This window comes from Natronomonas salina, from assembly GCF_013391105.1.
In the GTDB taxonomy this organism is placed as follows: Archaea; Halobacteriota; Halobacteria; order Halobacteriales; family Haloarculaceae; genus Natronomonas; species Natronomonas salina.
In genome coordinates, this window is record NZ_CP058335.1 from 3,174,006 (window position 1) to 3,193,963 (window position 19,958).

The 19,958-nt window shown below is 70.2% G+C and carries 25 protein-coding genes; 14 read left to right on the forward strand and 11 right to left on the reverse strand.

Going from position 1 to position 19,958, the window contains the following annotated elements; genetic code table 11:
* Window positions 1-5 precede the first annotated feature (5 nt).
* Window positions 6-185 carry a hypothetical protein gene (locus HWV07_RS16405; protein ID WP_178335347.1) on the reverse strand — a complete coding sequence of 60 codons (180 nt, stop codon included), beginning with the start codon at window positions 183-185 and terminating at the stop codon, window positions 6-8.
* Between the two features lie 173 nt (window positions 186-358).
* Between HWV07_RS16405 and HWV07_RS16410 the strand changes: the two genes are divergently transcribed.
* The gene (locus tag HWV07_RS16410; protein WP_211694156.1) at window positions 359-853 is read left to right on the forward strand and encodes a hypothetical protein; all 495 of its coding nucleotides are present in this window, start codon (window positions 359-361) and stop codon (window positions 851-853) included.
* Window positions 854-1,226: 373 nt separating this feature from the next.
* On the opposite strand, the gene HWV07_RS16415 is transcribed toward HWV07_RS16410, so the two are convergent.
* Entirely contained in the window at window positions 1,227-1,733 is a 507-nt protein-coding gene (locus HWV07_RS16415; RefSeq protein WP_178335348.1) for a metal-dependent hydrolase, read from the reverse strand.
* A 160-nt stretch (window positions 1,734-1,893) separates the two neighbouring features.
* On the opposite strand from HWV07_RS16415, the gene nucS reads away from it, so the two are divergent.
* From nucS to HWV07_RS16435, 4 genes are all read left to right on the forward strand, one after another.
* A complete protein-coding gene (gene nucS / locus HWV07_RS16420; RefSeq protein WP_178335349.1) occupies window positions 1,894-2,649 on the forward strand; it encodes an endonuclease NucS in 756 nt (251 codons plus the stop codon).
* A 75-nt stretch (window positions 2,650-2,724) separates the two neighbouring features.
* A complete protein-coding gene (locus tag HWV07_RS16425; protein WP_178335350.1) occupies window positions 2,725-3,048 on the forward strand; it encodes a hypothetical protein in 324 nt (107 codons plus the stop codon).
* A gap of 87 nt (window positions 3,049-3,135) precedes the next feature.
* Window positions 3,136-5,394, forward strand: coding sequence for a DEAD/DEAH box helicase (locus HWV07_RS16430; protein ID WP_178335351.1), 2,259 nt, complete (start codon window positions 3,136-3,138; stop codon window positions 5,392-5,394).
* Window positions 5,395-5,492: 98 nt separating this feature from the next.
* Window positions 5,493-5,930 (forward strand): hypothetical protein, encoded by a 438-nt coding sequence (locus tag HWV07_RS16435; protein WP_178335352.1) that lies wholly within the window; start codon window positions 5,493-5,495, stop codon window positions 5,928-5,930.
* On the opposite strand, the gene HWV07_RS16440 is transcribed toward HWV07_RS16435, so the two are convergent.
* Both HWV07_RS16440 and HWV07_RS16445 read right to left on the reverse strand, forming a co-directional pair.
* Window positions 5,912-7,636: an ATP-binding protein gene (locus tag HWV07_RS16440; protein WP_178335353.1), complete on the reverse strand. Its 1,725-nt coding sequence runs from the start codon at window positions 7,634-7,636 to the stop codon at window positions 5,912-5,914. The genes HWV07_RS16435 and HWV07_RS16440 overlap by 19 nt on opposite strands.
* A 241-nt stretch (window positions 7,637-7,877) precedes the next feature.
* Window positions 7,878-8,291, reverse strand: coding sequence for a DUF8146 domain-containing protein (locus HWV07_RS16445; protein ID WP_178335354.1), 414 nt, complete (start codon window positions 8,289-8,291; stop codon window positions 7,878-7,880).
* A gap of 439 nt (window positions 8,292-8,730) precedes the next feature.
* Between HWV07_RS16445 and HWV07_RS16450 the strand changes: the two genes are divergently transcribed.
* Window positions 8,731-9,093, forward strand: coding sequence for a hypothetical protein (locus tag HWV07_RS16450; RefSeq protein WP_178335355.1), 363 nt, complete (start codon window positions 8,731-8,733; stop codon window positions 9,091-9,093).
* Window positions 9,094-9,102: 9 nt separating this feature from the next.
* Here the strand turns inward: HWV07_RS16450 and HWV07_RS16455 are convergent, their stop codons facing one another.
* A complete protein-coding gene (locus HWV07_RS16455) occupies window positions 9,103-9,825 on the reverse strand; it encodes a CPBP family intramembrane glutamic endopeptidase (RefSeq protein WP_178335356.1) in 723 nt (240 codons plus the stop codon).
* A gap of 209 nt (window positions 9,826-10,034) precedes the next feature.
* Here HWV07_RS16455 and HWV07_RS16460 point away from each other — a divergent pair, with 209 nt between their 5' ends.
* Entirely contained in the window at window positions 10,035-10,367 is a 333-nt protein-coding gene (locus tag HWV07_RS16460) for a DUF7344 domain-containing protein (protein WP_178335357.1), read from the forward strand.
* A gap of 55 nt (window positions 10,368-10,422) precedes the next feature.
* On the opposite strand, the gene HWV07_RS16465 is transcribed toward HWV07_RS16460, so the two are convergent.
* Together HWV07_RS16465 and HWV07_RS16470 are read right to left on the reverse strand one after the other, a co-directional pair.
* The gene (locus tag HWV07_RS16465; RefSeq protein WP_178335358.1) at window positions 10,423-10,743 is read right to left on the reverse strand and encodes a hypothetical protein; all 321 of its coding nucleotides are present in this window, start codon (window positions 10,741-10,743) and stop codon (window positions 10,423-10,425) included.
* A gap of 48 nt (window positions 10,744-10,791) precedes the next feature.
* A complete protein-coding gene (locus tag HWV07_RS16470) occupies window positions 10,792-11,151 on the reverse strand; it encodes a hypothetical protein (protein ID WP_178335359.1) in 360 nt (119 codons plus the stop codon).
* Window positions 11,152-11,367: 216 nt separating this feature from the next.
* On the opposite strand from HWV07_RS16470, the gene HWV07_RS16475 reads away from it, so the two are divergent.
* The gene (locus HWV07_RS16475; protein ID WP_178335360.1) at window positions 11,368-11,550 is read left to right on the forward strand and encodes a hypothetical protein; all 183 of its coding nucleotides are present in this window, start codon (window positions 11,368-11,370) and stop codon (window positions 11,548-11,550) included.
* 34 nt (window positions 11,551-11,584) lie between these two features.
* On the opposite strand, the gene glmM is transcribed toward HWV07_RS16475, so the two are convergent.
* The gene (gene glmM / locus HWV07_RS16480; RefSeq protein WP_178335361.1) at window positions 11,585-12,967 is read right to left on the reverse strand and encodes a phosphoglucosamine mutase; all 1,383 of its coding nucleotides are present in this window, start codon (window positions 12,965-12,967) and stop codon (window positions 11,585-11,587) included.
* 253 nt (window positions 12,968-13,220) lie between these two features.
* On the opposite strand from glmM, the gene HWV07_RS16485 reads away from it, so the two are divergent.
* Together HWV07_RS16485 and HWV07_RS16490 are read left to right on the forward strand one after the other, a co-directional pair.
* Complete coding sequence (locus HWV07_RS16485) at window positions 13,221-13,991, forward strand: helix-turn-helix transcriptional regulator (RefSeq protein ID WP_178335362.1); 771 nt, start codon at window positions 13,221-13,223, stop codon at window positions 13,989-13,991.
* Window positions 13,992-14,023: 32 nt separating this feature from the next.
* Window positions 14,024-14,812: an HVO_0234 family beta-propeller protein gene (locus tag HWV07_RS16490; protein ID WP_178335363.1), complete on the forward strand. Its 789-nt coding sequence runs from the start codon at window positions 14,024-14,026 to the stop codon at window positions 14,810-14,812.
* 101 nt (window positions 14,813-14,913) lie between these two features.
* Here the strand turns inward: HWV07_RS16490 and HWV07_RS16495 are convergent, their stop codons facing one another.
* Complete coding sequence (locus HWV07_RS16495; RefSeq protein WP_178335364.1) at window positions 14,914-16,002, reverse strand: DUF373 family protein; 1,089 nt, start codon at window positions 16,000-16,002, stop codon at window positions 14,914-14,916.
* Between the two features lie 75 nt (window positions 16,003-16,077).
* Window positions 16,078-16,734, reverse strand: coding sequence for a DUF6517 family protein (locus tag HWV07_RS16500; protein ID WP_178335365.1), 657 nt, complete (start codon window positions 16,732-16,734; stop codon window positions 16,078-16,080).
* A gap of 154 nt (window positions 16,735-16,888) precedes the next feature.
* On the opposite strand from HWV07_RS16500, the gene HWV07_RS16505 reads away from it, so the two are divergent.
* From HWV07_RS16505 to HWV07_RS16515, 3 genes are all read left to right on the forward strand, one after another.
* Window positions 16,889-17,929: a radical SAM protein gene (locus HWV07_RS16505; protein WP_178335366.1), complete on the forward strand. Its 1,041-nt coding sequence runs from the start codon at window positions 16,889-16,891 to the stop codon at window positions 17,927-17,929.
* 41 nt (window positions 17,930-17,970) lie between these two features.
* Window positions 17,971-18,363, forward strand: coding sequence for a cupin domain-containing protein (locus HWV07_RS16510; RefSeq protein WP_178335367.1), 393 nt, complete (start codon window positions 17,971-17,973; stop codon window positions 18,361-18,363).
* A gap of 69 nt (window positions 18,364-18,432) precedes the next feature.
* Entirely contained in the window at window positions 18,433-18,699 is a 267-nt protein-coding gene (locus tag HWV07_RS16515; protein WP_178335368.1) for a hypothetical protein, read from the forward strand.
* A gap of 9 nt (window positions 18,700-18,708) precedes the next feature.
* On the opposite strand, the gene HWV07_RS16520 is transcribed toward HWV07_RS16515, so the two are convergent.
* The gene (locus HWV07_RS16520) at window positions 18,709-19,362 is read right to left on the reverse strand and encodes a hypothetical protein (protein WP_178335369.1); all 654 of its coding nucleotides are present in this window, start codon (window positions 19,360-19,362) and stop codon (window positions 18,709-18,711) included.
* A 104-nt stretch (window positions 19,363-19,466) separates the two neighbouring features.
* Here HWV07_RS16520 and HWV07_RS16525 point away from each other — a divergent pair, with 104 nt between their 5' ends.
* Window positions 19,467-19,949, forward strand: a complete 483-nt coding sequence (locus HWV07_RS16525) for a TRAM domain-containing protein (protein ID WP_178335370.1) — start codon at window positions 19,467-19,469, stop codon at window positions 19,947-19,949.
* The last annotated feature ends 9 nt before the right edge of the window (window positions 19,950-19,958 follow it).

A 19,958-nucleotide genomic window follows, 5' to 3' on the forward strand; every position in this document is an offset into this window, starting at 1 on the left:
CGTCGTTACTCCGTGAGGAGGAACGCGTCCTGACCGCGGCGCTGGATGCTGACCTCGCCCTCGAGTCCCCGACTCGACCCGACGAAGCGCCGGAGTTCGTCGACGGTCATCTCCGAGACGTCGACGATCCCGGTGGCCGTCTTCGGCGCGGCGGAACGGTCACTGCTGTGAGCTGTCGACGACATAGATCCTACGTGGGACAGAGGCGGTATGAACGCCGGCCTAGGGGAGTGAAAGTGGAAGTGCGGTACGTGACGCGAGTGGGTTCGACAGGTGGTGCGGCCGGCGAGAGGCACCCGACTCAGTTCGCCAGCCGGTGGGAGGCTTGATAACGGCTCGCGGTGTCGCCCAGGACGAGATGAAGTTCTGCCGGAAGTGCCGGAGCGTCCTGACGGAGGGCGAGGACGGCTGGGTCTGCGACGGCTGCGGGTGGGAACTGGAGCGGGCGAGCGACGAGCCGACGGAGCCCTCGCAGGAGGCGTCGGGGCGTTCGAGCCGGGGGTCGGGGACGGCCCTGGAGTCGCTGCCCACGACCGACAGCGGCTCGATCCGGAAGGCGAAGGCCCTCGAGTGGCTGCACGGACTCGAACCGCCCACCGACGAGGAGCTCCGGCGGTCGGTGACGGCGAAGCCCAAGGGGTTCACCGGGAGCACGTTCGCCTCGGACGTCTCGAACGTCAGGGTGACCGGCGACGCCGAGTTCGTCGAGGCGTTCGCCGGGCTGCTCGAACCGCTGCTCGACCTCGAGGGCGAGCGGACCCGCCTCGAGCTGAACCTCCAGCGGACCGAGGACCGCGACTCCGGGGAGTTCACGGACAACTACGCGCTGTACCTCTCGGTCGCGGAGCGATGACGGGCGGGGCCGGGCAGACGCGCCAAGCGATGACGGCCTGCGTCCGGCCGCGGAGTGGTCGGCACTCGGCTGTACCAGAGACGGCGGAACCTGATCGGTGAGCGGTGGCCGTGCGGTGGCCACCGCGGCGCGCTCCTTCCCATAGGTGGGCGTCGAGTGGATCTCTCGGCGGCCGGCGGCGATCGGTGGTCGTTCCGGTGGCGCTGGCCGACGGCCGTTCGACGCCCACTCCTAGATACCGTGCGTTCCCCAATAGTTTGTCGGTCGTTCTGACACTTAACGAACCCTGTATATCCGGCTCTGGGCGGTCTCTCGCCCGATACGGGGATGGGCGCCGGGGTTCGGAACGGGTCGCGACAGAGGCGGTCCGGCGTCAGGTCAGCGACTGCACGAAGTTGAGGAAGGCGTCGCGGACGCCGGGCGCGCCGAGCAGGTCCGTGTAGCCGGCGTCGATCGCCAGGGCGACCGCGGCGAGTTCGATCGCCGTCACGGCGAGGGTGACGACGGTCGCCTTCTTGCTGTCGACGGTGACCCCGACCGGGATGTCGAACAGCTCCGGGTACGGGTAGAGCAGCGCCATCCCGCCCCGCGTGCCGAACAGGTCGAGGACGTAGTGGGTGGCGACGCCGACCCAGACGTAGTAGAGGTTGCCGAACAGCAGCGGGAAGGCGACGAAGCCGGCGAGGACCGGGAGGTTGTGGAACGTCTTCCGGTGGACGCCGAACGCGGTGTCGATGTCGGGGAACAGCGCCCCGAGGGCGACCGGGACGCCGATTCGGAAGACGTTCTCGAGGGTCGCGGCGGACAGCGTCGGGTCCATCAGGACGGCGATCCCGACCCCGAGGAGGACCGCGTTGAGGACGTGATCTTCCTTGTTCATCTACGGGAGCGGTCGCCCTGGGGGGTAACGATTGTTGCGGCCGGCGTCTGACGCGTGTCAGACGGCCGGGCCGACCGGGACGCATCTTCCGTGTCACCAGGTCGCACATCCGGCTGCGTCCCGCGTACATTCTTACCGGACGGGGTGCTGGTCGGAGGTGATGGTGACAGACGCGTTCAGCGAGCCGGGGGACGAGGCGGTCGCGGAGACCGTCGAGGAGGCGGTGGGGAGCGGCGACACCGTCGTGGTGTTCGCGACCTGCGAGGTCGACTACGACGGGCGCGCCTCCGGCTACCTCGGGCCGGGCGACCGGGTCGTGATCGCCAAGCCCGACGGCACGCTGCTCGTCCACCGCCCGACCGGGAACGACCCGGTGAACTGGCAGCCGCCGGGCAGTACGATCACCGCAGACTGCGACGAGGACGGCTGTACGATCACGGCCCGTCGCTCCAGTCCCGACGAGGTCGTCCGCGTCCACTGCCGCGAGATCCACCACGTCACCCGCTACGCGGCCGACGACACCGCGCCGCTGAAGCTGTCGGGGACGGAGCGGGACATGCACGAGTACATCCTCGAGAACCCCGAGGAGATCGACGACGGGCTCCGGGCCGTCGAGCACGAGCGCGAGACGCCCTACGGGATCGTCGACGTCTTCGGGACCGACCCCGAGGGCCGCCCCGTCGTCGTCGAGGTGAAGCGCCGGCAGGCGACGCTGACCCACGTCGACCAGCTGAAGCGCTACATGGCGCAGTACCGCGAGTCGAACCCCGACGCCCGCGGCATCCTCGTCGCCCCGGCCGCCAGCGACCGGGTGAAGCGGACGCTCCGGGACGCCGACCTCGAGTTCGTCGCCCTCGACGAGTTCGCGACGAACCGCGGCGACATCGCGTCGACGACGTTCGACGACTTCGCCTGACCCGGGGAGTCGCCGCGTTCCGGAAACCGGAAACCGCTCGCACTGATTTATCTCCCGCCTCCACCACGAGCGGGTGTGGCGAAATCGACGCAATCGGATCCGGGACGGCCGAGCGGAGAGGTACTGAGCGCGACGATCGACCTCGCGTCGCTGGACACCATCGCGCGGCCCCACGACGGGACCGCGTACGTGCTGCTCGAACTCCGGGAGTCGCTGCTGTCGGAGGTACGGCTCTGGATCGAGGACGTGCAGTTCGAGTTCGCGGTCGTCGACCCGGTATACGGCACCGTCGAGCCGATGGGCGGGTCGGTGACCGGACGCGGCTGGCCGCTCCCGCTGGTCAGGGCGGTGCTGGACCGGGTCGGGGTCGGGTTGCTTGAGGCGGCCGACCCGCGCTGAACCGACCCCGAATCCCCCGACGGCCCCCGTTTCAGCGACTACGTCTGACGGTGGCGTTTTATAGCGCGTCGACGTACCACGGGCCAAATGGAGGGGGCTCTCGACGCGGTTCACTCGGCGTTCCTCGGGCTGAACCGCCGGCCGGCCGTGTTCGACCGCGAGATCCGCGAGCACGTCGGCGAGTGGACGCTCGCCGAACCGGTCCCGGTCGAGGACATCATCGGCCGGTTCAAGCAGCACCCCGCGTTCATCCTCGAGGACTCGAAGGTCATCCTCCCGGTGCACGAGCCCGGCTCTGCGGACCTCACCGGCGAGTTCCTGCTGTACTACCCCGACCACGTCGTCCCCTGCGTCGTCTACTACGACTACGCGAAGGACGACCTCGCGCGCATCCCCATCGAGGAGTTCGAGCGCAGCTACCCGGCCTGGCGGCTCCGGTTCTGGCACGGCGCCTTCGACCCGCCGGCCGAGCCGGAGTACCTCGTCAGCGGCGGCAACTACGACGACGTCGGCGGGTCGGCTTCCAGCGAGCCCGTCTCCAGCGCCGCGCCGCTGGCCAACGACGGCGAGGACCTCATCGAGGACCTCCGGTCGATGATCACCGACCAGGAGATCGCCGCCCGCGACGACGCCCGCAACCGCTGTGAGCGCCTCCCGCCCGCGCAGTTCCTCCAGGACCGCGGCGGCGTCGAGGGGCTGGTCACCGCCGGCATCGACGTCGACGAGTACGGCCAGCAGGTCGTCCGGCTCCGCATCCCGAAGGAGGACCTCGACGGCCCGGTCGACATCACCGACGACTACGGCGTCTACCCGGGGTCGGAGGTCCTCGTCGACTCGCTGGACGGTCACGAGGGCTTCCCGGCGGAGGCAGAGGTCCTCGGGACCGAGGGCCGGGAGCTCCGGCTGTCCTTCTACTGGGACCGAGGCGCCGACAACCCCGACATCTCGGTGTTCGAACTCGACTCCGACGCGCGATTCCTCGCCGGCGAACTCCTCAACCCAGTCCCGTTCGACCGGAAGCGCGAGGCCGTCGACCTCGTCGGCGCGAACGACCGCAAGCGCGGCTGGCTCAGCGGCTCGGCGACGATGTCGTTCGACGACGGCTTCGACGTCTCCGTCTCGAAGGCCCGGCTGAACAAGTTCCAGTACCAGGCCGCCCACAGCGCCCTGTCCGCCTCGGACGTCTTCTGCATCCACGGGCCGCCAGGGACGGGGAAGACCCGGACCCTGGTCGAGATCATCAGAGCCGCCTGCGAGGACGGCCAGCGCGTCCTCGCGGTCTCGCACTCCAACCAGGCCGTCGACAACCTCCTCGTCGGCGACAGCACCGAGGACCGGATCGACCGCTCGTCGATCCACGCCGCCGTCGAGGACGGCGACCTCACCGCCGCCCGCGCCGGGGGCAACACTTCCAACGACCTCGTCGACGAGGCGTACGTCGGCAACGACCTCTACCAGTCCGACGTGGTCTGCGCGACGATGAGCGGCTCCCACCGCTTCGGCGAGGACATCTTCGACCTCGTCGTCGTCGACGAGGCGACCCAGGCCACAATCCCGTCGACGCTCATCCCGCTGGCCCGCGGGAAGCGGGTCGTCCTCGCCGGCGACCACAAGCAGCTGCCGCCGTACCACTCCGGCGAGCACGACGAGTACGAGGACGTCTCGGTGTCGATGTTCGAGCACCTCTACGACCTCTACGGCGAGGCCATCGTCGGTCGGCTCCGCACCCAGTACCGGATGAACGAGGAGATCGCCGCGTTCCCGAACGAGGCCTTCTACGACGGCGAGCTGATGCACGGCCAGCGGAACCGGTCGTGGACGATCAGCCCGCTGGCGCCGCTGGAGGCCTACCACGTCGAGGGCGAGGAGGAGCAGGCGCCCTCGCGGTCCTACTACAACGAGCGCGAGGCCGAGGTCGTCGGCGAGGAACTCGAGCGGCTCCTCCAGCACGGCGTCGCGCCGGAGGACGTCGGCGTCATCACGCCCTACTCCGGCCAGATCGGGAAGATCCGGGCGGAGCTGTCCCGGATCGACGGCCTCGACACCGGCCCCGTGAAGATCGCGACGGTCGACTCCTTCCAGGGCAGCGAGCGCGAGGTGATCGTCGTCTCGTTCGTCCGGAGCAACCCGGAGGGGTTCAGCGGCTTCCTCACGTTCCCCACGGAGGGCCCGCGCCGGCTCAACGTGTCGCTGACGCGCGCCAGGCGCCGGTGCGTACTCGTCGGGAACTTCGATACCCTCCGCACGCGCGCACCCACGAAGGACCCCGAGGAGAGCTCCGCCGACGTCTACCAGGACCTCTACGACCACCTGTCCGAGCGCGACCTGCTGTCGAACCGGGGGTAGTCGACCCCGGCGCGGGCCGCCGGTTCTCGACCGGAACTCCCCGACTCCGGACGGGAAACACCCGACACCCTTTTGCGATACGGGTCTGAGAATCGGCCATGGAGCTCGACGGGACCCAGCAGGTCATCCTGCGGATCGGCGCCCTCATCGTATCTTGCACGCTGTTGCTGACGGCCGCGTTCGTCGGATTCATCGCCGCGCTCTCGGGGGAGGTCCACGGCTTCGAGTCCCGGCTGCCCTGGTACCTCGTCGGCGCCGCCATCGTCTTCGTCGGGACGCTCATCCTCCTCGAACTGAACGAGGCGACTGGCCGGACGATCATCGTCTCGTCGATGGTCGTCGGCGGACTCGCCTTCGTGCTGCTGTTCCTCAGCGTCGAGGGCGTCGTCTTCACGATCGACCACCCGTCGACGGTCATCTACGACAGCCGGCTCATCCTCTACTTCTTCGCCGCCGCGCTCGTCGCGACGGGCGTCGGCTACTGGGGCCTCCGCCACTGGCGGGAGTTCACCGACGCTCAGCGGGAGTCGTTGTAGTTCGTCCCGACGTTCTCCTCGCCGTCGTCCCGGTAGGCCAGCAGCCGGACGCGGTAGGCGATCGACCGGGAGACGTAGCCCAGCATCGCGACGAACTCGAGGACGTTCCCCGCCACGCCGGAGCGCTCCTCCGGCGGCTCCGGCGGGACGGGCTTCGAGACGGTCGGCGGCCCGCTCTTCGGGGCGCCGGCGTTGCCCTGCGTGGTGGGTAACCCCTGGTCGGCCCGGTTCGACTGCCGCCCGCCTCCCCGCTGGGACCGACCCTGCTGCGTCTGCGCCTGCTGGGTCCGCGCGGGCTGTCCGGTCGGCGCCGACTGCTTGGCCGGCGCGGTCTGCGTCGTCGGCGCCGACCCCTCCGAGCCGGGCGACTCCACGCTCTGCAGGACGGAGCGCAGCTCCGAGACCTCGTCCTCGAGGATCTGGTTGCGGCGCTCGAGCGACTTGGCGTGGTCGCGGAGCTCCGACTCGTCCATGGACGCCAGATCGGCGTCCGAGGCGGTGTCCACCTCCGTGGTCTCGATGTCGTCCCGGGAGACCGCGTCGTCGACGGGACCGTCGACCGACGTGTCGGGCCGGTCCCCCGTTCCGTCGTCGCCGTCCGCCTCGGCGTCTCCGTCGCCGGGCTGGTTCAACAGCGACTGCTGGTCGGTCGACGACTCCGCGGGTGGCGACCCGGCCGCGTCGTCGGTCTCCTGATCCGCCGGCGGCGAGTCCGGCACGACGCCCTGGGCCTCCGTGATGGCGTCGCCCTCGGCCTCGACGGTCTCGACGGCGTCGTTGAGTTCCGCCTGGTCGAGTTCGTCCAGGCCGGCCGCGCCGCCGTCGGCGTCGGGGGCGTCGGTGACCGTCCCGCCCTGGATCTCTCTGACGAGGTCCTGGCTGACGGACTTGAGGTCCGGCCGCTCGTAGCTCTCGAGGCCGGGCGTCGCGCCGGCGTCGTGGGTGCGCTTGCGCTTGAACTTCACGCGCTCGACGGACTCGTCCCAGTCGGTCATGAGGAACCCCTCGCCGGTGTCGAGGTCCTCGACCTCGTCGGCGAGCTCCGAGCCCAGCACCTTCCGGACGACGTCGATGTCGTTCTGCCAGGTCAGGCGGTGCCAGACCATCCAGTCGCACTGCGTGATGAAGTCCTTGTCCACGGAGGACGGCCGCTGGGACATCCCGAGCATCCCGAGGCCGCGCTTCCGGCCGCGCTTGGCGACCCGCTCGAGGAGCTCGCTCAGCTCGCCGTTGCCGCCCTGCTGGGGGAGGTACTCCTGCATCTCCTCGATCATCAGCAGGAACGGCTTCCGGACGTCCTTCTCCTTCTGGAACAGCTCCCGGACGACGTTCGCGATGAGATCGGCGGCCTCGTCGCCGTCGAGGTAGTCGGAGACGTCCAGGATGATCGGCATGTTCCGCTCGAGGGCGATCTCGGCGAGCTGTTCGGCGTGGTCCGGCGTCACCTGGACGTCGCAGAGGTCGTCGTTGCCGACGTGGAGGATCTCGTAGGACTCCTTGAGGCCGTAGTACTCCCCCTCCGGGTCGACGACGAGCAGGTTGTAGTTGTTGTCGAGGAGCTCCTCCGCGATGACGCCCCCCGTGTTGGACTTCCCGCTCCCCGACTTCCCCGTGACGAACCCCCGTCCGGTGAGGATCTCGACGGCGGGCAGCGTCTTCGCGCCCGTCGTGGGAACGAGCCACTCCGCTTGCTCGTCGTGCGACATCTGATTGCGGAACCTTGGACGGCGACCGGTATATGCCTTGTTGGCGATACTGCGTCGGAGGGCGCCGCGGGGTTTTTGTATCGGGTATCGGCGTGGTCCGCCCGCCGGTCTCGATCGCCCGATCCGCTCGCCCTCGTGCGGAACCGGCGCCGCTCGTCGGCCGACCTGGACCGGGAGCTGTCGACCGTGACGGAACCGGGAACGGGCGAGAAGTGGGGGAGGGGTGGAGAACCGTCCGGCGTTACTCGAGGCGCAGCGACGTCCCGGTCTCGAGGTCGAGGTCCTCGAGGCGGACCATCTCCGCCTCCTGTGCCTCCGCGGATTCGAGCTCGGACTCGAGGTGGGCGGCGTACTGCTTGTACTCGTCGAGCTGCTCGCGGAGGTGCTCGGACTCGAGTTCGAGCCGCTCGTGCTCGCGGACGAAGCTCTTCGGGACCTCGACGGTCAGCGGGAACTCCGAGGACGGCGCCGAGGCCTCCTCGCGGACGCCGTGCTCCGGAACGATCTCGACGCGGCCGTCGTGGGCGACGATCTGGTCGACGTAGTCGCGGAACATCGACGACAGCGAGAGGTCCCGCTGGTCCGCCATCGCGCGGAGCGTCTCGAACTTCTCGCCCCCGATCCGGAACGAGACGGTCTTGTTCTTCTCCCCCATGTCGGGACGAGGATACCGTTAGCCATCACTTAATACTTTGTCAGACGTTTACATCTGTGTTGGTTGTGCGACCGCCGGACGGGAGGGGGGTCCGGCCGATTGCATGCCCGAACGCGAGCAGTCCGACGCCGCCGGTTTCCTACCCACCTGACTTGTCGATAGCAGATATTATTGCTTCAGAGGTTACCCGATAATTACCAGACGGAACGGCCGTCCCCCTGAACTGAGGGAGAAAACTCTTGGGCGCTTGCTTCGACGTATCGATTGACGCCGGTGGCCTAGCCCGCCGGTGTCGTTACGACCGTCGAGGGTGGGAGCTAGGGGTACATCCCACCCTCCTCTCGAACGACCGCCAGCGGCGCGACCGCCGGTCGCTCGACGGCGGTCGGTCGTCGACCCGGCACGAAATGATTTGTCGGTGCGTTTCGAGGGGGGTCGCATGGACGTCATCAGCGGCCGCGTGATCCTGTTCGTCGGGAGCCTGATAATCGGCGCGTTCGGCGTGCACGTCGGCGCGCTCGTCGTCACGCGGACGGACGACTTCGGCAAGGCGCTGATCACCGCTCTCGTCGGCGCCGTGGTCTGGTCGCTCGCCAGCTACTTCTTCATGGGCGTCCCCTACCTCGGACCGGCGCTGACGCTGGCGGCCTACCTGCTCGTCGTCAAGTGGCAGTACAGCACCACGTGGCCGAAGAGCGGCGGCATCGCGCTGCTCGCCTGGATCGTCGGCCTCGGGGTCCTCTCGGTGCTCTCCACCCTCGGGCTCGGCTCCCTCGACGCCGTCGGCATCCCGCGGCTCTGACCCGTCGGGCTAGGCGGCCGTCATCGAGAGGTAGCTCGCCAGCGTGAGGACGGCGTTGTAGCAGCCGTGGACGAGGACCGGGACGGCGAGGTTGTCGCTCAGTTCGTAGACCGCACCGAAGATCGAGCCGACGGCGGCGATCAGCAGCGCCCCCGCCACGACGCTCCCGACGGAGCCGGAGTAGTTCGTCAGGTGCAGCGACCCGAACAGGAGGCTCGCCGCCGCGACCGCGGTGACGGGACCGAACCGCTCGCGCAGGCGTCCCTGGACCGCACCCCTGAACAGTAGCTCCTCGGCGGGCGCGACGAGGACCAGCGAGAGCACCGCCAGCGCGAGCAGGAAGGTCGGGTCCGCCGTCGCCGCCTCGCCGATCACCGACTCCGGGACGAGGTCGAGCACCACGAGCGCGTACGAGAGTCCGGTCGCCGCGACCAGCGCCGCGACGACCCCGGCGACGAGGTAGCCCGCGTCGGACAGCGAGGGGACCGAGACGGGGACGGCGACGCCCCTGCGCCGGACGAAGCCGTAGGCGACGGCGAGGAACCCGACCTGGCCGGCCGCGGTCCCGCCGACGAGCACCCACGTCGTCTCCAGGCCGTAGCCGAGCGAGATGGTCGGGACGAGGAAGGCGACGCCGGCGACGACGGAGATCACGAACGCCAGGAGCGTCAGACCGGCTGCTTCGAGGAGCGAGCGGATCGGGGACCGCGATCGGCTGGAGGGCGCACTCATACGGGTCCCACGAGGAGGGGCCAATTAACCGTTCGTCCCCGCGTCGGACGCTGACCCCCGGGCTGGCGCAGGAGGGCGACGGTCGGAGGAGGGGTCGAGGACGGACGTCGAGCGCCGGGTTCCTGGTATTCGATTGTCATCTGGACATAAACACTGGTGTATGCTAGCCAGATTGTTCATACCGGCCGAGCCCTGTTGGGCGGTACAGTATGACACACCCATCCGTCGACGCGTCTCTCCGGGTGCTCGCGGACGCCCAGCGGCGGCGCGTCATCGAGTACCTGCGGGGACAGGGACCGCGAGAGGCCACTCTGGAGGACCTGGCGGCGCACCTCCGGTCGTACCCCGACGCGCCGACGGACCGGATCCGGGGCCAGGACCGGATCCGGGTCGCCCTGGTCCAGAAGCACCTCCCGAAGCTGTCGGACCAGGGGGTCGTCGAGTGGGACCGACAGCGGGAGCGGGCCCGGTACCGTCAGAACGACGTCGTCGAGTCGGTGCTGGACGCGCTCGGCGAGGAGTCGGTTCCCGCCGAGGCCTGAACCCGCGGCTGGTCGGCGGTGACGGGGCGGCCGTCGGAACCGGGCGTCGGCCGTCCTACGAGACGCCCTGGAGGTGCTCGTCCATCTCGTACTGGGTGCAGGACTTCAGCTCCAGCAGCGGGTCGTCGGGGCTGTCCTCGTCGAGGGTCCGCGCGTAGAAGTGGACGTCCTCCTCGCGGTCGGCCTGCAGCGGCACGCGCTCGCCGTCGACGACGACGTGGAAGTCGCTGTGGCCCTGGTGGATGCGGGCGCCGACGACGTCGGAGTCCTTCTTCCGGAGCGACGGCGCGCGGTACCCCAGGGTCGTGATGGCCCGACAGTCGTCGTAGTCGCTGTCCTCGTCGACCTCGATGCAGACGATCTCCCACGAGTGCATACGGGCTCCCACGGGGGCCCCCGTGAAGTAAGTGTAGCTCTCCGGCCGTCACCCCAGCCCCGTCTCGAGGTAGCCGAGGAGCCGCCCGACGAACAGCCCCGTCCGGGGGGCGACGTCCGCCTCGCCGACCGGGTCGGCCGGCAGCGTCGCCAGCGCGTCCACGAACCCCTCCTCGAGGACCATCGCGTTCACGACGTCGACGACGTCGACGACGAGGCCCTCGTCCGAGGTGTCGAGGTCCGGGTGACGGCGACGCTGGCGGTCGGTGTAGGTGACCTCCCAGGCCGGGCCGCCGACGAGGGCGACGACGTCGGCGAGGGCCCCGACCCGGAGCCGCCCCTCGGCGGTCCGGACGTAGACCTCGCCGTCGTCGACCACCGTCTCGGTGTGGCCAGCGGTTCGGGACATCGGTCTTTGCTATACGTTGTCACACTACTTAGCAGCACCGTCGGTCGCGCGGCGACACTCGACGGGTCGCGGGCGGTCGTTGACGCGTGCCGCGGCGCGATGAAACCGCCGGAGAGCGGTCAGACGGGCGTCTGACGCCCCGCTGCGCGAACTTATATCCCCGGAGTCACCTGGGGTCAATTTGAAGCGGGGAAGGGCCGAACGACGCGACCGACCATGGGGTGCAATCACACGGGTCGGGCGTGGAGCGAGGTGGCGCGGGTCGCCGAGGAGTACGTCGACCGGGGGCTGCTCGACGACGACGTCGAACGCGAGGTCGAGGCCCTCCTCGGCGAGGACGAACCGCGGGAGACACTCGAGACCGCCCTCGATCACTACCGCAGCACGCGCCGACCCTGACGGCCTCGAAGCGCCACCCGCCGCTTCGGCGTTCCTACGGCTGGACGTCGGCGAGCGCGTCCGTCATGGCGTCGCGCATCTCCTCGACGAGCGTCTCCGCCCGGCTGCGGTCCCGCGCCTCGGCGTAGAGTCGGACCAGCGGCTCCGTGCCGCTGGGGCGGGCGAGCACCCACCCGTCGCCGAAGTCCATCCGGTAGCCGTCGATGGTCGAGACCTCGGCGTCGGCGTGGTCGGCGTGGACCTCCGCGGCCGCGAGCATCGCCTCCCGTTCCTCCGGGTCGTCGTACGTGAGGTTCCGGCGGACGTTGGCGTAGCCGCTGTGGGCCGCGGAGATCCGGCTCGCCGGCCGGTCGGCCAGAAGCGAGAGGAACCGCGCGGCGGTGTAGGCGCCGTCGCGGGTGATCCGGTACTTCGGGAACAGGATGCCGCCGTTGCCCTCCCCCGAGATGGGGACCGTCTGGCCCTGGCGGCGCAGTTCGCGGATGCGCGAGACGATGTACGTGCTGCCGATGGGCGTCAGCTCCAGGCGGGCGTCGGCGGCCTGGGCCACGTCGACGAGCCGCTGGGAGACGTTGACCGCCGAGACGACGACGTCGTCGGGGTCGAGTTCCGCCTCGGCCAGCGCCGCCAGCGCGACGTCGCCCTCGACGTGGTCGCCGGTCTCGTCGACGAAGATGGCGCGGTCGGCGTCGCCGTCGTGGGCGATCCCGACGTCGGCGTCGGTGTTGCGGACGAGCCGCCGGAGGTCCACGAGGTTGCCGGCGACGGGTTCGGGGTCCCGGCCCGGGAAGTGGCCGTCCGGCTGGGCGTTGACCGTGACGACGCGGCAGCCGAGCCGCCGGAAGAACCCGGGGCTGGTGAGACAGCCCGCCCCGTGGCCCGGGTCCAGGGCCACCGTGAGGTCGGCGTCGGCCACCCGTGCGCGGACGCCCTCTGCCTCGAGCCGCTCGAGGAGTTCGTCGACGTAGGTCCCGTTGGCGGTCTCGACGGTACGGGAGTCGCCGACGGCGTCGTACCTGACGAACTCGAACTCCTCCGCGAGCAGGCGGTCCTCGACGCGTTCGATCGTCGCCCGCGGCAGTTCGACGCCGTCGTCGCCGACGAGTTTCACGCCGTTGTACTCCGGCGGGTTGTGACTCGCCGTGATGACCACGACCGGGACGCCGTGGCGTTCGGCGTACGCCTGGGCGGCGGGCGTGGGCGTGACGCCGAGCCGGTGGACGTCGCAGCCGATCCCGGCGAGGGTGCTGGCGGCAGCGTCGGCGAAGATCCGGCCCGTCGTCCGCGTGTCGCGGCCGACCGCGACGGCGTCGGCGTCGAGGACCGTCCCGGCGGCCGCGGCGACGCGGCCGACGAACTGGGGGGTGAGCTCTTCGCCGGCGACGGCGCGCACGCCGCTCGACCCGAACACTTCCATGCGAGGCCGTTGGCCCGCAGATGCCAAAGGAATTCCGACACGGGTCCGGCGGCGGGTCCGGTCGACCCGCCTGGAGGGCTGCGTCAGCGGGACCCGGATGTCGGTGGGCATGCACGGGGCTTTACGTTACGCCCCCGGTATCGTTTCGCCCCCTCGGACTCGTTTCGAGAGGCTGGACGCGTCTCGACGGTCGAACGACTTCTCGCGGGCGAAACGTTCACGTCCGGGCGGGGTCCAGTAGCGGGTGATAGGGATGGCTCCGTCGACGGACGACCGCGAGTGCGACGTCGCCTCGCTCGCGGACACGCTGCGCAAGCGCGCGCCGCTGCTGGCCCGGCTGGCCGACGGCCCCCGCGACCAGCGGGACCTCCGCGACGAGCTGGGGGTCTCCCGGTCGACGGTGTACAAGTCGGTCTCGGAGCTCGAGGAGGCGGGGCTCGTGGTCGAGTGCGAGGCGGGCTACGCGCTGACGGAGTTCGGCCGCCTCGCCTGGCAGCGCCACGACGCGTACCTGGCGCGGCTCCGGCGGCTCGACGAGGCCCGCCCGCTGCTGGAAGCGATCCCGGAGGACCGGCAGCTCCCGCCGTCGCTGTTCGAGCACGGCCGCATCATCGTCCCCGGACGCCACGCCCCCGAGCGACCGCTGGTCCGCCTCGAGGAACTGGGCGCCGACGCCGACCACCTCCGCGTCGCCTCGCCGGCCGGCATGCCGCGCTACCTCGAGGTGCTCCACGAGAACGTGGCCGACGGGGCGCAGACGGTGACGATGATCGTCGAGGGCGACGCGCTCGGCCGACTGGAGTCCGGTTACGACCGCTTCGAGGCGGCCGTCGACACCGACGGCCTCGACCTCCGCACGGTCGCCGACGAACTCCCGTTCGCGGTCGCCCTCTTCGACGACGCCCTCGGGCTGTTCGCCTACGAGGACGTCATGGTCGGCGCCGCGTTCACCGGCGACGAGGACGCCCTCCGGTGGGGCCGGCGGGTCTTCGACCGCATCCGGGACCGCTCGGAGCCGGTGTAAACGCTTTCGGGGGTCCGCCCCGGACGGAGGGTATGAGCGACGAGGACATCAGCATCGACGAGAAGCGGGTCTACGCCGACAAGGCCGAAACCACGACGGCGTTCGTCGCGACGGGCGTAGGCGTCGCGCGCGTCGAGGTCTCCGACGACATCGTCGGCGAGTTCGCCCTGGAGCACCGCGGCGCCGCGACAGACCTCGCGGCCGCCGACGGCCGCCTCGCCGTGGCCACGCCCGAGGACGTCCTGGTCAGCGACGGCGAATCCTTCGCGGAGACCGGCTTCGGTCCCGCGGACGCCGTCGGGTTCCACGACGGATTCGTCGCGGCAGGCGACGGCACGGTCGCTCGACTGTCAGATGGCGAGTGGACGACGCTCGGACAGGTCGAGGACGTCCGGTCGATCGACGGCGACATGGTCGCGGCCGCGTCGGGCGTCCACCGACTCGACGGCACCCACGTCGGGCTCGACGGCGCCAACGACGTCTCGACGGTCGCCGACCCGCTGGCGGCGACCGACGGCGGGCTCTACTACCTCGCCAACGGCTGGATGGCGGCCGCCGACGGCGCCTTCGAGGTCGTCGCCGGACGCGCGGACGGCCGCGCGCACGCGGCGACAGCCGAGTCGCTGTACGAACGCGCCGCGGAGGGTGAGGCGTGGACGCCCGTCGACCTCCCCGCCGGCGGACCGGTGGCCGACGTGGCCTACGGCGACGCGACCTACGCCGTCACCCGCGACGGCACGTTCCTCGCGGACGCCGGCGACGGCTGGCGACACCGTTCGCTTGGGCTCCCGGACGTCTCGGCGGTGGCCGTCGTGTACTGACCGGCGGGATTCCCGATGAATCCATCTCGTTGAGTGTGGTCACCAACCGCGCAGCCGACCGAGAAGCAGTTCTCGCGGACGCTCGACCGCTTCCGGGTCGACTAGCCGACGACCTCGGAGTCGCGGTCGGGCGAGTAGTGCTGTTCGACGACGGCGAAGGCGAGGGTGCTCGCCAGCCCCAGGAGGGTCCCGGCCGTCAGCGTGATCGCCAGGTAGGACAGCCCCGCCTCGGGCCGCGTGAGGAAGAACGCGCTCAGGCCGTGGAGGACGACGGCGATGGCGAGGACGTAGAACGGCGCGTTGAGGTAGCGCCACCGGAAGCTCCCGGCGAGGTACTCGTCGGTGATGCGGCCGAGCGCGGCGACGATGCCGGCGGCGGCGACCCACTGGACGGCGCCGTAGACGAACGCCGTGGTGGCCGTCAGCGCCTCCGGGTCGGCCAGCAGGTCGTCGACGGTCTCCATCCCGGCGGCGACCCCGACGGCCGACAGCGCCGCGGCGACGACCCAGGTGATGAGTTGGACGCGGCCGCCGAAGAGCCCGACGCGGAGCCGCTCGATCGTGTCGTCGATGGCGTCCTCCAACCCGAGCCCCCGGAAGAGGACGTAGAGGCCGAGCAGCGCCGAGATGACGCCGAAGGTCGACCCCGGCAACCCCACGTAGTCGGCGACGATGGCGACCGGGTAGATGAGCAGCAGGATGCCCAGCGGGATGAGGATGGTCCCCCGGGTCTCGGGGTCGTCGAGCACCTGCTTGAACGTGTAGTACATCGACTCGAGGTCCTGGGCCTGCCGGACGACGACGCGCCGGACGCCGTCGATGGGCACCCGCGAGCGGATGACGGGCAGGACGGACTCGTCCTGGGCGCCGTCGGTGACGACGAGCGCGCGGACGTCCTCGCCGGTCGACAGCGACGCGAGGACGGTGTCGACCTCGTCGCCGACCTTCCGGTTGGCGGAGACATCGGCCTTCGCGGTGCCGGTGACGACCGCCACCTCGACGGACTCGTCGTCGATGCGGTCGTGGAGGTGGACGCCCTCGAAGCAGACGTTGACGTCGGAGTCCTCGGGGTCGGCGGTCGCGAGGGCGACGGCGGCGTCCTCGACGGCGTCGCGGCCGACGACCGGCGTCTCGAAGCCGGTCTTCCGGCCGAGGTCGTCGTCGAGGTCGACACACAGGATGAGCAGCATCGCTGGTCGTGAGACACTATCGCGCGGTGGGTTAAGTCCCTTCTCCCTGCGTGCCGGATCGAGTCGCGCGCTACGCTATCCGTGGTCGATACCACCGAGCAGCGCCTCGACGGTGTCCCGCTCCTCGCCGAAGGCCCGGGGGTGGGCCGCGAGCCCGACCACGAAGTCCCCGCCGAGTTCGACGGCTTCGCTGACGTAGAGGTAGATGTCGACGCTCACGCCCAGCTCGACGAGCGTCGCCGCCGCGGTGAAGCGCGTGACGGTGGCCGTCTCACCGGCGACGGTCGACTCGAAGCTGGTGTCCTCGCGGACGTCGTTCACGTTCTCGTAGTGCTCCTGGAGCATGCCCGCGATCTCGCGGGTCGACATCTCCGCCACCGGGTTGAACGACTTCCCGAGGATGTCGACCTGCGGGGTCGACAGCGTCGCGAAGATCGCCGCCTGGACCCGCTGGCCCAGCAGCGAGAGGTCGACGGCCTTGTCGTACTCGGCCACGGAGTTCGTCACCTCAACGCTCCGGCTGAAGCCGAACCGGCTGAACTCCCGGGTGACGGTCAGGTCCTCCGTGCGGTAGTGGCTGTAGCCAGTCTCGCTCTGGACGCTCGCGGCCAGGGAGACCTCGGCGGCGTCGAAGGCCGCCCCCTCGGCGGTCAGTTGGCCGGAACAGCCGGCCAGCCCCGTCGCCAGTCCGGCGCCCGCGCCCGCCAGCAGTTGTCGTCGAGTCGGTTGCATGTTACCTGCAGATGTGATAGCGGTTCTTGAGTCCGTCGGCACAGGTGTGAACACGGCACAAGAGGGGGAGCACGGCCCGCTCCGAGGGAGCGAGGAGAGAACCGGAGGCACAACGCACGACTTTTCCCGTTCGACCGAGTACGGATAGTAACGAATGATCTCGAAGGGCTGCGAACAGTGCGCCGTGGGGGGCAAGATGGTGCTCTTCGTCTACGGCTACTGCGACCAGCGAGACTGCTTCTACTGTCCGCTCGGCGAGAACCGCAAGAACGTCGAGCAGGTCTACGCCAACGAGCGGCCCGTCGAGTCGGACGAGGACGTCATCCAGGAGGCCAAACGGATGGACGCGCTGGGCTCCTCCATCACGGGCGGGGAGCCCCAGGAGGTCCTCGAGCGCACCTGCCACTACCTCGAACTGCTCAAGGACGAGTTCGGCGAGGACCACCACACGCACCTCTACACCGGCATCACGGGCGGCCGCGAGAACATGCGCCGGCTCTCGGAGGCCGGTCTCGACGAGATCCGGTTCCACCCGCCCCTGGAGCTGTGGGGCGACCTGCACGGCACCGAGTGGGAGGAGATCCTCTATATCGCCCGCGAGGAGGGACTGACGCCGGCGTTCGAGATCCCCGGCGTCCGCGCGGAGACCGAGTTCCTGGAGTTCCTCGACGAGGGCGCCGCCGACTTCTGCAACATCAACGAGTTCGAGATGTCCGACGGCAACTACCGCAGGATGCAGGAGGAGGGCTTCGAACTCGAGGAGGGCCACATGTCCGCCGTCGAGGGGTCGAAGGACGACGCCATCCTCGAGGAGATGGCCTCCCACGAGAAGGTGTACTTCTGTACGAGCGTCTTCAAGGACGCAGCCCAGCACCGCTCGCGGCTGAAGCGGATGGCCCGGAACGTCCGCCGGGAGTTCGACGAGATCACCGACGACGGCACCATCGTCTACGGGAAGACCTGGGTGACCGAGCAGCGCCTGCAGCAGCTCGGCGTCCCGGAGGAGTTCTACGCCGTCAAGTCCGACCACGTCGAGCTGGCGTGGTGGCTGCTCGAGGAGATGGTCGACGACGGCGACGTCGACGACGGCGAGATCGTCGAGCAGTACCCCACCTACGACGGTACCGTCGTCGAGCGGACGCCGCTGTCGGCGGACCGGACGGCCGCCGGCGACCGGTCGGCAGCAGGGGACTGACGGCCACGAACGTTGATTCGGGTCCGGTCCGTCCACCGGGTATGGGCTACCACCTCGTCGACCCCGACGAACTCGACCAGTGGGACGACCGGCCGGCCGACGTCCGGTCGCTGAGCGCCGCCGCGGGCTACGACTACCAGGACTCGAAGCTCGGCCTGCGCGTCTACGACCTGGCGCCCGGCGAGCAGGCACCGCTGACCTACCACTACCACGACGAGCAGGTCGAGGCGTTCTACGTCCTCGACGGGACGCTCCACGTCGAGACGCCGGAGGAGGAGCTGGCCGTCGAGACCGACCAGGCCCTCGTCGTCGACCCCGGCAGTCCCCAGCGAGCGTTCAATCCCCCCGGCGCCGACGCCCACGTCCGAGTCCTCGCCGTCGGGGCCCCGTCGGCCGACGACGCCCACCCCTTCGACCCCGACGACGGCGACTGAGCAGGTGACACGACGGTTCCGGGGGACTCCTCCAGTAGAACTTTGTCACGAGTCGGAGTAGCGTCGCCCATGAGTGACAGCGGCCCGCCGCTCCTCGGCTTCCTCGGGCTCGGCGAGGACAACCGGGTGCCGGCCCGCGTCGACCTCGAGGAGGACCTGGAACTCGAGGCGGTCGTCGACCGCCTGGAACTCGGCGCCGGCCTCCTGTTCGTCCAGTTGCTCCTCCTCGGCCTGTTCACGGACCTCGCGGCGACGGCGCAGGTCGGGATCGCCGGGCTGGTCGTCGTCCTCCTGGACGTCCTCGACCGGAAACTAGTGGGCCACGACGCCGACTGAGCCGCGTCCTCACCGCGACTCGGCGCCGAGGGCGAGGAACGCGCCGATGGCGACGAGGACGCTCCCGGCGGCGAGGGCCTCCGTCGGTCGCCCGGTCGCGGTGAGGTAGCCGAAGGCGGCCAGCCCGCCGCCGAGACAGCAGACGAGCGCGACGGTCCTGGTCCGGCGCTCGATGCGCCCGCCGCGGTGGCGGCGGTAGTCGACCGCCGAGAGCCCGACGAGAGCGGCCGTCAGCGCGCCGACGAGGAGGTCCGAGGTCGCGCCGTAGGTCAGGGCGGCGCCGGCCGCGAGCAGCCCGACGGCGAGCGTCCCGTCGGGCGACAGCGGGTTGACGGGGTCGCCGTAGCGGGCGTGGAACAGCGCCGGCGGGAGGAAGACGACGGCGGCGACGAGCGCGCCGAAGAGCGCCTGGTCGGCGACGAGCCCGTACAGCGCGACCAGGCCGCCGCCGAGGAAGCCCGCCGCGAGCACGGGGTCGGGACGGAAGACCGACTCGGGGGTCTCCGAGCGGACGACGCCGAAGGCGACGAACGGGTAGAGGAGGACGACGCTGCCGAGCACCGTCGCGAGGTGGTTCGTCGAGACGAGGAAGCCGAACAGCGCGAAGGCGAACGCGAGGACGAGGCCGACGAGCGGGGCGGCTTCCGGCACCGGGCGGCTCATCGCCTCGGGGTTGGACCGGGGCCGTCAAAGCGCTGGCGCTCCCCCGCCAGCGCGGCCGTCTGCGACCCACAAGCGTTTAATCGGCTCCCGAACTACCCGTCTGTATGCCGGACTGCCCACTCGCGGACGAGTGCCCCAGTTTCTCCGAGCGGATCGAGGGGATGGGGTGTCAACACTACGGCGACCGCGGCGGCGCCGAGTGGTGCAATCACTACAGCCAGCCCATCAAGGACCTGAAACAGCAGCCCGTCCAGATCGGCGAGGAGGTCGTCGTCGACGTCGAGGACATCCACGAGTCCGGGGCCGGCGTCGGCCGCACCGAGGACGGCTTCATCGTGATGGTCGACGGCGTGCTGCCGGAGGCCCGCGCGAAGGTCCGCATCACCGAGGTCCGTTCGAACCACGCCCGCGCCGACGAGGTCGAGCGCCTCCCGATGGACGAGGATGAGGAGGAGGAGGACGACGACGCGGACGAAGCCGAGGCGGGCGACGAGGACGAGAGCGAGGAATCGGACAAGAAGAGCCAGCGCGAGCGTGCACTGGACCGCGAGCGGCTGGGCAGCCGCGAGAACTTCTGGGGCAACTGACTCCGCCGC